Here is a 10,338-nt window from a genome sequence, read left to right on the forward strand (position 1 = left end):
ACCATATTCAGAGGTTATGGATGAGATTAAGCTTAGAGAAGACGAAATTTTAGCAACGCATTAGTTTTTTAGACCTCAATCTATGGGTTAATTCATAGATTGAGGTTTCTTAATATCCTACAAGCATTGAGGCAAATGCAGCCGCGGGGAAGATCCAGACTCAAACTCAAATGTTGGTATATATTATTAGTTCTCGGATCAAGCGAGCGTTTTTAAATTGTGAAGAGCGATTAGATGAGAATGGCAATGTTAAAAACAAGATTTTGCGTTAAATGGTTATTATCATATGGGGGCATCATGCAAAAAAGACTTAAACAAATGATTTATGGGACCATGCTCATTGTGGTTTTAATGGGTCTAATAAGGGGATTCTGGTTTAGGAGTATTTTAGCCCTATGTCTTTTAGCGGTTGGAAGTTATTTGATTGACATTAGGCAAGCCAAGCGATATACAGAATTGATCCTCAACAAGTACTTTGTATGTACAGATTTTGAGGCATATCAAAATTTAGTAAATGAACTTGAAGGCTCGCTTTTTTATCCTCATCTAAGGGCACAGACATTAGTCTTCTTTGAATTAATTAAGGGCTTAATGCCTAGTCAAAACCAGTTCGTTAAGACGTTGGGTTCAAAATTAGATCGATGGTACACCCCTGACCTTTGGCGTGCATATTCTCAGTTTGTACTGGATGAGCGTTTATCCTTAGAGCATATTCAGGCCATAGAGTCTCAGTATCAACATACCTACTTGAGCCGTTTTATAATCGTCCGTCAAATCATGGACAAACCTGATGCTGAAAGATTAGCATTACTTATGGAGGCCCGCGCTGAAGCTGACAACAATCTTCAGTTTGCGTGGCTTAATTGGCTCATATCAGCCTCAGAGCAAGATCCAGCTAGAAGAAGCTATTATCAAAGGATTGCCGCTAATATTGCGCCTGACCTCTTTCCGCTGATAAGTGATTAAAGCCCCTTAATTTGGATATATTGATTTCAAAGGAGATGATCTTATGAATGAAAGTCGAAATATGGAACAGACACTCGTCATTATAAAACCGGATGGTGTAAAAAGAGCACTGATTGGTAGAATTATTGAAAGATATGAAGTGAAAAATTTAAAAATTCGTGCGATGAAATTTGAAAATGCACCTCTGGAAACCTTGGAAAGACACTATGAAGAACATGTAGGCAAACCCTTTTACGAGAGTTTGTTGACTTTTATGAGATCAGGTCCTGTTGTTGTGATGGCGCTTTATGGTGAGAATGCCATTGAGTTGGTAAGAAAGATTAACGGCGCAACAGATTTCTTGAAGGCGGACTCTGGGAGTATAAGAGGGCAGTACGCATATTGTACCACCGAAAATCTGGTTCATGGCTCGGATTCAAAAGCATCTGCTGAACGTGAAATTGCCATTTGGTTTCCAGAATTATAAAATCAAATGGGAAATCGTATAAAAATGACCTATAATATAAAATTTATGGGTCATTTTTTTATTTTCTTTATTATAGGACAATCATTAGGGTATTAAGAGTAATAAATATGTTATTTTCGGGGGCCACGTGAAAACCAAACTCAAAATGATATTAAAAATAAACAGTTCACTCATATTTATTGTGGGTATTGCTCAAATCATACCACTCATTTATTCGATTATCATGTCAGAAGGTCGTCAACTGGTCTATAATCACTTTTTAGCAGTCTTGATCACTTTGACGCTTGGCTGTGTATTCTATTTTCCAAATAAAAAGGTTGATGAATCCTTAAATATGTCTATGAGCATGATTTTATGTGCCATATCTTGGGTGATGATATCACTTATAGGTGGTATTGTCTTTATCTTAATTTTAAAAATATCATTTATTGACGCTTTTTTTGAATCGGTAAGCGGTTTTACAACCACTGGAATTACTGTGCTTTCTGGTTTAGACACCATGCCTGGATCCGTTTTGCTCTGGCGGAGTATGATTCAGTGGCTTGGTGGCCTGGGGATTATTACTTTTTTCCTCTTTGTCACCTTTAAAAACGAGGGCAACCTATGGCAGCTAATTTCTGCAGAAAGTCATAAGATCAATACGTCTCGCCCCGTTCCCAACATCTATCGAACCATTAAATTATTTTGGTTGATTTATACCATATACACAGCATCTGAGATTCTTATTTTGACCCTCTTGGGTATGCCTTTCTTTGACGCTGTATTACACAGTTTAACCACACTTTCCACTGGTGGTTTCAGCAACCACGATGCCAGTATTGGCTACTATGCGTTGAATCACTATAAAAATGCAATTTATATTGAGTACACCATCATTTTTTTCATGCTCCTTGGTGGAATTAATTTCTTTGTACACTTTAAGTGGTTTTCGAGAAAATACAGTGATGGTTTTGGAAATGAAGAGTTCAGAGGATTCCTTAAAATAATTGGTTTAGCGGTATTAATTATTTTAGTTGCTATGGGTATTAATGGCAATGTCTCAGAAAATGCATTTAGAAAAACACTTTTTCAGGTGGTATCGGTCATAACCACCACGGGTTTTGGGACTGAGGATATCGGATCTGGTTTCTTTCCAACTGTTGCCAAACAGATTTTCATTTGGCTCATGATTATCGGTGGCTGTGTTGGATCCACGTCAGGGGGAATCAAGGTTGTTCGAGTATTGGCGCTTGAAAGACTTTTTAATCGTGAGCTCAAGCGGATTTATTATCCTAAACGTGCCATTGTGCCTGTAAAAATTGATGGGAGTATTGTTGAAAAGAATGAACTATACAAACTTTCGGCACTTTTTTTCGGATGGCTTTTGATTGTGGTTATTGGTGCAATGATCACTGCTGTATTTTCTGATTTGGGCCCCTTTGAAGCGCTATCAGGTATGACAAGTGCACTTGGAAACATTGGCCCCTTTTATTTTTCAGTAGAAAAAATGGCATCACTAAATCTTATTGTTAAATCCAATTTTATTGTGGCAATGCTCATGGGGCGATTAGAGATCATACCTGTAATTTTACTCTTTAGTCGCAGAGCATGGCAAAGTTAGGGGGATATATGTATATTATAATTGCAGGTGGTGGCGTTGTTGGTAGAAGTGTGGCAAAGACGCTTTCAGATAAGCACGACGTTGTGGTGATTGATAAGGATCTTAGAGCATGTGAAGAGATTTATACAGAGCTCTCTGCAGTGACCATAAATGGGGATGCCACTCAGATTAAGATATTAAAGGATGCAGGTATAGAAAAGGCGGACTATTGTCTTGCGGTGACAGCTCACGATTCAACGAATCTCATCGTATCACTATTAGCCAAACGGTTTAAGGTTAAAAACATCTTTGTAAGAATGAGAGACCCTGATTATGAAGAGGCATATAAAATTGCAGGGGCAAACAATATCGCCTCAAGTGTTTCTATGTTGGCTCATAAATTCGTATTGGATATTGAAAAACCGGACATTAGGCGTGTGGCTTCTTTTGGAGATGGCAAGGCGGAGATTTCCATTATAGATTTTCCAAAGGACAGTATCCACAAAGGCAAGACGATTTCAACGATTGGCAAAGACCCAAATTTCCCGGTTGATTGCATAATTGCTGGAATTTATGATAGTGAAAGAGAAGAACTAATCATACCAAGAGGGCATCGGACACTTGAAGAAAACAGGCAGCTTTTCTTGGTGGGATCAAGGGCAACTGTGGAAGCGGCATATCGTTTTTTCAGCAAAAAAAAGTAAAGAGAGTGGTGAGTTTATGACGAATATCTATGAGTTGATTGTGGAAAATGCGCCAAATATGATTTGGATGAGTGGTGTAGACAAGTTGTGCTTTTATTTTAACAGGGCATGGCTAAAATTTAGGGGACGTTCAATCGCAGAGGAAGAGGGCAATGGATGGACTGAAGGTGTTCATCCTGAAGACTTTGATAGGTGCTTAAAAGTATATACAGACCATTTTGACAAACGTTTGCCATTTTATATGGAATATCGCTTGTTAAGAGCAGATGGTGTATACAGATGGATATCGGATCAGGGTACTCCGATATTTGACGATGGTGAGTTTGTAGGTTATCTTGGCAGTTGTATGGATATTCACGAAAAGATAATGGGTAAAAAAGTAATTGACATGGCTTATTACGATGGATTAACAAGACTTTGTTCTAGACAGTACTTTATCGAGCAAGTTTCTGAACTGATTGAAAACTATCATCGTCAGGCAGAGCCTTTTACACTGGCCCTGATGGATGTGGATGAATTTAAGCGCATCAATGATCAGTTTGGTCATCGGTCGGGGGATATTGTCCTAATGAAAATTGCGGAGGTGCTTAAGGCTTCCATCAGAAGTGGGGATATTGCAGCAAGATATGGTGGTGATGAGTTCGTCCTACTTCTAAAAGGCGCTGATGAAGTGATTTCAAATATGATCATCAATAGGATAGAGGAAGAAATTACAAGTCTTGAGTTCAACTTTAATGATACAATCGTTCATGTTAGTGCCAGTATTGGCCTATCTGAGTTTTCACCAGAGTTTACGCTCGAACGGTTTATTATTGAAGCAGACCAGCAAATGTATTCAAAGAAAAATAGAAGACAAAATCTCTTTAAATAAAGACAGGAGGCATATATGTTTATTAAACTAATTGAAAACAGGCGGTCGGTTAGAAGTTTTAAGAATGCACCGATAACAGAAGTTCATATGGATAAGCTCAACCACTTTTTAGCAGACCTCAACAACATGAAAGGCCCTTTTGGTCAAAGTGCTGAATACACTTTGATTCCTGTAAGCAATCACATTAATGCAGAAGGTGAAAAAATAGGGACATATGGCGTTATTAGAAACCCTGCAGGTTATGTGGTTGGTATGACGAAGAATGACAAAGCACACCTTGTCGATTTTGGATATACCTTTGAGGTTTTTATGCTACAGCTACTTTCGCTTGGAATTGGCACTTGTTGGCTTGGCGGTACCTTTGATCGAAAAATGCTCAGTGCTAAGTTTGAAAAAAATAGCAGCTATATAATTCCTGCCATTACACCCATAGGTTATCATGATGAGAAGCCAAGCATTATCGAGAAGACCATGAGACGGTTTGCCAACTCAGATAACAAATTTGACTTTGAAACCATTTGTTTTAAAGACGATTTTAAGACGCCACTCAGTAAAAATGAGGCAGGCAATTACGAAATTCCTCTAGAGATGATCAGGGTTGGCCCATCAGCCTCCAACAAACAACCGTGGCGAATGGTAGTCGATCAAGATGCCAATGTTCATTTCTTCATTAAACACACGCCAAACTATAGCAATAAGCTTCATTTTGATATGCAATTTTTAGATATTGGCATTGGAATGGCACATTTCAAAAGCGCCATTGATGAAATCGGCCTTAAGGGGGATTGGGCGCTTGTGGAGGGTCTACAAATTCCAATCGATGATCCGACAATCGAATACGTTATTTCTTGGAAACCTGAAGTTTAAGTCTCGTAAATATGCCGCTCATAAGATAAATACTTTAAAGTTGAATCGATTAATTAGCATCACATAATTTTGTGTGTTAATTAAAATGATTCAACTTTTTTGTGCTTATGTATTGTTTTGAGAACAAAGATATGATATGCTCGATATATACAACTGATATATCACACATATATCAATTTGATGAGAGAGGTGTATTATGTTTGAAATAAGATGGCACGGAAGAGGTGGCCAAGGGAGTTTTACAGGTGCAAAACTGCTAGGTGTGGCTGCTTCCATATATGACGAAAAGTTTGCTCAGGCTTTTCCTTCTTTTGGTCCTGAAAGAAGAGGTGCGCCTGTGCTGGGCTTTAACAGAATTTCAACAGAAAAAATAACAGACCGAAGTGAGCTGTCAAAATGTGATTTCATCGTTTTTTTAGATGATACTCTTTTTGACGAATCAGTCTTATCAGACTTGAGAAATGATGAAGCTTTGATTCTAGTGAATACACAAAGGGTGATCGACCATAAAAATATAAAGTGCATTGATGCGACAAAAATTGCACTTGAGCTATTGGGCATACCAATTGCCAACACAGTAATGTTGGGCTTTCTTGCCTACTATGCCAAAGAAGCCGTTTCTTTTGAAGCCTGTACCAATGCCATTAAATCAAGCATGAAACCAAGTATAGCAGATAAAAATATTGAAGCCTTTAAAAGAGCTTATGATCAAGGAGGTCTGTCATGAAAAATTTTAAAAGAGTGCCTCTTCCTATGTTAAATCACATCGATGACTTTCCTATGGGATCAAGCTGTAAGAGTTTTCATATCACAGATCAAAATTCGGGATGGCGCGTGTTCATGCCTGTGATCAATGAAGAAAAATGCGTAGGATGCTATAGATGCTATTTGGTATGTCCTGATGGTGCCATTCATCGAAATGATGACCAGAAATTTGAAATCGATTACGATTACTGCAAGGGCTGTGGTATTTGTGCTAATGAGTGCAAAATCAAGGCGATTCAAATGGTTAAGGAGGAAAAATAATGAGTCAATATGCATTTTTAAATGGAAATGAAGCTGTTGCATATGGCGTTAAGCTATCTAGACCTAATGTGGTTGCCGCTTATCCCATAACGCCGCAAACAAAAGCCGTAGAAAAAATTTCAGCATTCGTGCAGAACGGTGAACTTGATTGCGAGTATATGCATGTTGAGTCTGAGCACAGTGCTATGGCCTGCTCCATAGGCGCGAGTTCGGTGGGTGCAAGAACGTTTACAGCAACTTCCTCACAAGGACTCTTGTACATGGCAGAGTGTCTACCTTATGCATCTGGCGCACGCTTGCCGATCGTCATGATGAACGCAAATCGATCACTTGCGACACCATGGAATATTTATGGTGATCAAATGGACACCATGTTTTTACTAAATGCAGGTTGGATTCAAATATTTGTTGAGGATGCTCAAGAGGCGCTTGATGTTACCATTCAGAGCTTCAAGGTGGCAGAGCATGAAAGTGTCATGGCACCTGTAATGATTAATCTAGACGGTTTTGTTTTGACACATACCTATGAAAAAGTTCATATTCCAGCTCAAGAGGCAATTGATCAATTTTTACCACCTTTTAAGGGAGCAAATCATATGATGAATGATGAAAACCCGATGAGCATGTGCATTACTGCCGGTAACCAGCACAACATGGAGTTTAAGATTAAACAGCATAAGGATTTGTTCCATGCTTTCGATGTAATTGAGTCTGTGGATCAGGCTTATGCAAGGCAGTTTGGCAGAGGCTATGGTGGTGTCTTAGAAGGCTATAGACATGAAGATGCAGAGGTCCTTTTATTGACCACAGGAAGTGTCACTGGAACTGCAAGAGTGGTTGTCGATCAAATGAGAGCAGAGGGCAAGCGAGTTGGCCTCATCAAATTAAGAGTAGTAAGACCTTTCCCAGTAGCCCAGTTGGCTGAAGCCATTAAAACTGCAAAAGCCGTGGGGATTGTAGATAAAAATATTTCTTTTGGTTACGAAGGCACTATTTATACTAATGTCAATTCAGCGCTCTTGCAAACAGGTATGAAAACAGAAACCTATAATTTTATCGGTGGCATTGGCGGAAGAGATATCACTAAAGAGGATGTTGAACAAATGTTCAACCAGCTTTTGGAAGGTAATCAACTTGACAAAGTAAGCTACTATAATGTGAGGTGTACACTATGACAATGAATAAACCAGTTAAGCTGAATGCGAGAAATATTACAAGTGACGAGTATTTCTACGGTCACAAAGCATGTGGCGGTTGCGGTGAGAGTTTAGCGCTTAGATTGGCTTTAAAGGTTCTTGGAGAAGAAGCTTACTTATCACTTCCAGCGGGGTGTATGGCTGCGGTTTCCTTTATATATCCCAATATGGCTTTTAAGAACAACGCGATTATCACACCGTTCGCTTCAACTGCAGCAGTAGCAACAGGTGTAGCAGCTGGCCTTAAGGCACTTAATAAAAAACACTTATCGGTTGGTTTTGCAGGTGATGGTGGAACCGCGGATATTGGTATTCAGGCACTTTCAGGTGCAATTGATAGGGGTGAAAAATTCATCTATATCTGTACAGACAACGAGGCCTATATGAACACGGGTATCCAAAAGAGTGGTTTAACCCCTTTTGGTGCAAGTACAACCACAACCCCTTCAGGCAAAGTTATCAGGGGAAATATCAAACCCAAGAAGAATATGTTTGAAATCGTTGCCGCACATGGCATTAAGTATGCAGCAACTGCAAGTGTGGGTTATTTAGAGGACTTCATGAATAAGGTTCAAAAGGCCAAAGAAGCGGATGGTCCGGCATATATTCACGTTTTTTCACCTTGTCCAACAGGATGGGGACATGAATCTGATCAAACCATTGCACTTGCTAAAGAAGTAGTTGACAATGGCTTGTGGTACTTGGCAGAATTTGAAAATGGCAAGTTCACTTTGAATCAAAAACCTGACCTTTCTAGGGACGTGAGACCTTATTTAAAAGGGCAAACGAGATTTAAGCATTTAAAAGAAGAAGACATTGAAACCATTGAGCAATTCAGAGCTGAGAAATGGGCTCAAATGCTTGAAAACTGGCAGTAACAAATGCTTGGTTTACCTCAGCAAATCATGTATAATAAAGTTTAATAGATTGTTAAAGAATTTACAAAATATGACATGATTATAGATAATGAGGGATGGATAAAGTGAAACAAGCCAATAATGTTATTTTTGAAGTGTTAAAAAAGAGAATCATAGAGTTAGAGATGAAACCAGGTGATGTGATCAATGAGAAGGATTTGATTGCAGAGTTTGGCGTGAGCCGAACGCCAGTGAGAGAAGCCTTAATCAAGTTGTCTCAAATTGAGCTCGTTGAAATCAGGCCAAGAGTGGGTACCTTTGTTACTCAAATAGATCTTGCCACTGTCAAAAGTGCGTATGAGGTAAAGAAAAACCTTGAGGCACTCGCAGCTGAGCTTGCATCTAAAAGAGCCACACCTGATGAGATAAAAGCGCTATATGACATTATAGAACGCTTTTCAAAATATGACATCGTCAAAGACTATAAGTTATGTATCGAAGATGATCAGAATTTTCATGAGATTATTAGAACGGCATCACGAAATGAGATATTGATTGATATTCTCGATAACCTCAACACGAAAACCGCAAGGTTTTTACAATCAATCCAATATGTTATTGAAAATTTTGAATGGTTTTTTGAATCCCTTCAGGATATTGCTTTGGCAATAAAGGAAAAAAATCCTGAAGATGCTAGAAAACACACTGAAGAACATACACGTAGATTTTTAGAGGAGATGTCTCGTAATTTCTTTTCGTAATGCGTCCTTGTCCAAGATTGATTCTTTGATGGGTGGCGCTTGATAATGAGTAGGAGGCGTGTTTATGAATCATCTATTTTCAGAAAGAGTAAAAAAAGCAAAAGCATCAGAAATCAGAGAAATATTAAAATTAACGCAGCAACCTGAAATTATTTCCTTTGCGGGGGGCCTACCGGCACCTGAGCTTTTTCCAATTGATGAAATGAAAGTCGTCACTCAAAAAGTGCTTGAAAACATGGGTAAAGAAGCGCTTCAATACAGCCCAACTGAAGGTTATGATCCACTGAGGACTCAAATTGCAAACCGTATGAGTAAACAGGGGATCAAAGCTAAAAAAGAAGATATTTTGATTACAAGTGGCTCACAACAGGGCCTTGACTTTACGGGAAAGGTCTTTATTAATCCAGGGGACTACGTCTTGTGTGAAAGCCCAAGTTATCTTGGTGCCATCAATGCTTTTAGAGCATATGAGTGTCAGTTCAAAGAAGTTGAGACTGATTCTGACGGCATGATTATGTCACATCTTGAAACGATTATAAATGAAACTGAAAATGTAAAATATATTTATGTTATTCCGGATTTTCAAAATCCATCTGGAAGGACATGGTCACTTGAGAGACGTAAAGCGCTTGTTGAAATCGCAAACAAGTATAACCTCGTCATCATTGAAGACAATCCTTACGGCGAGTTGAGATTTGAGGGCGAATCACAACCTGCTGTGAAATCCCTTGATACTGAAGGCAGGGTGGTTTATCTTGGTACTTTTTCTAAGACTTTTTCTCCTGGCCTCCGAATTGGTTGGGTATGTGCGAGTGAGTTATTGCTTTCAAAGTATATAACAGTTAAGCAGAGTGCAGATCTTCAATCAAGCTCTATCAGCCAAAGAGAACTTTCTGTGTTTCTTGAAAACTACGATTTGGATGTCCACATTGAGAAAATTAAATCAGTGTACAAGCACAGAAGAGATTTGATGATCGCTACCATGGATGAGCATTTTCCAAAATCAGCTAAATATGAAGTGCCTCAGGGCGGGCTCTTTGCATGG

At 38.9% G+C, this 10,338-nt stretch carries 12 protein-coding genes; all 12 read left to right on the forward strand.

Annotated elements, in window-relative coordinates:
• The first annotated feature begins 297 nt into the window (after positions 1-297).
• Positions 298-966 carry a hypothetical protein gene (locus tag AC220I_RS13190; protein WP_486724311.1) on the forward strand — a complete coding sequence of 223 codons (669 nt, stop codon included), beginning with the start codon at positions 298-300 and terminating at the stop codon, positions 964-966.
• A gap of 43 nt (positions 967-1,009) precedes the next feature.
• A complete protein-coding gene (ndk, locus tag AC220I_RS13195) occupies positions 1,010-1,432 on the forward strand; it encodes a nucleoside-diphosphate kinase (protein ID WP_486724312.1) in 423 nt (140 codons plus the stop codon).
• Positions 1,433-1,559: 127 nt separating this feature from the next.
• Positions 1,560-3,032 carry a TrkH family potassium uptake protein gene (locus AC220I_RS13200; protein WP_486724313.1) on the forward strand — a complete coding sequence of 491 codons (1,473 nt, stop codon included), beginning with the start codon at positions 1,560-1,562 and terminating at the stop codon, positions 3,030-3,032.
• Between the two features lie 8 nt (positions 3,033-3,040).
• The gene (locus AC220I_RS13205) at positions 3,041-3,715 is read left to right on the forward strand and encodes a potassium channel family protein (RefSeq protein ID WP_486724314.1); all 675 of its coding nucleotides are present in this window, start codon (positions 3,041-3,043) and stop codon (positions 3,713-3,715) included.
• Positions 3,716-3,731: 16 nt separating this feature from the next.
• On the forward strand, positions 3,732-4,586 hold the full coding sequence (locus tag AC220I_RS13210) for a sensor domain-containing diguanylate cyclase (RefSeq protein WP_486724315.1): 855 nt from the start codon (positions 3,732-3,734) through the stop codon (positions 4,584-4,586).
• Positions 4,587-4,601: 15 nt separating this feature from the next.
• Complete coding sequence (locus AC220I_RS13215; protein WP_486724316.1) at positions 4,602-5,453, forward strand: nitroreductase family protein; 852 nt, start codon at positions 4,602-4,604, stop codon at positions 5,451-5,453.
• Between the two features lie 196 nt (positions 5,454-5,649).
• A complete protein-coding gene (locus AC220I_RS13220; protein ID WP_486724317.1) occupies positions 5,650-6,180 on the forward strand; it encodes a 2-oxoacid:acceptor oxidoreductase family protein in 531 nt (176 codons plus the stop codon).
• Positions 6,177-6,479 carry a 4Fe-4S binding protein gene (locus AC220I_RS13225; RefSeq protein ID WP_486724318.1) on the forward strand — a complete coding sequence of 101 codons (303 nt, stop codon included), beginning with the start codon at positions 6,177-6,179 and terminating at the stop codon, positions 6,477-6,479. Before AC220I_RS13220 ends, AC220I_RS13225 begins: the two co-directional genes overlap by 4 nt.
• Complete coding sequence (locus tag AC220I_RS13230; RefSeq protein ID WP_486724319.1) at positions 6,479-7,654, forward strand: transketolase C-terminal domain-containing protein; 1,176 nt, start codon at positions 6,479-6,481, stop codon at positions 7,652-7,654. The genes AC220I_RS13225 and AC220I_RS13230 overlap by 1 nt, the downstream gene beginning before the upstream one ends.
• Complete coding sequence (locus AC220I_RS13235; RefSeq protein WP_486724320.1) at positions 7,651-8,553, forward strand: thiamine pyrophosphate-dependent enzyme; 903 nt, start codon at positions 7,651-7,653, stop codon at positions 8,551-8,553. Before AC220I_RS13230 ends, AC220I_RS13235 begins: the two co-directional genes overlap by 4 nt.
• A gap of 95 nt (positions 8,554-8,648) precedes the next feature.
• Positions 8,649-9,293 carry a GntR family transcriptional regulator gene (locus AC220I_RS13240; RefSeq protein WP_486724321.1) on the forward strand — a complete coding sequence of 215 codons (645 nt, stop codon included), beginning with the start codon at positions 8,649-8,651 and terminating at the stop codon, positions 9,291-9,293.
• Between the two features lie 64 nt (positions 9,294-9,357).
• On the forward strand, positions 9,358-10,338 hold a 981-nt coding region (locus AC220I_RS13245; RefSeq protein WP_486724322.1), incomplete at its 3' end, for an aminotransferase-like domain-containing protein.

It is taken from the genome of Fusibacter sp. (genome assembly GCF_057447755.1).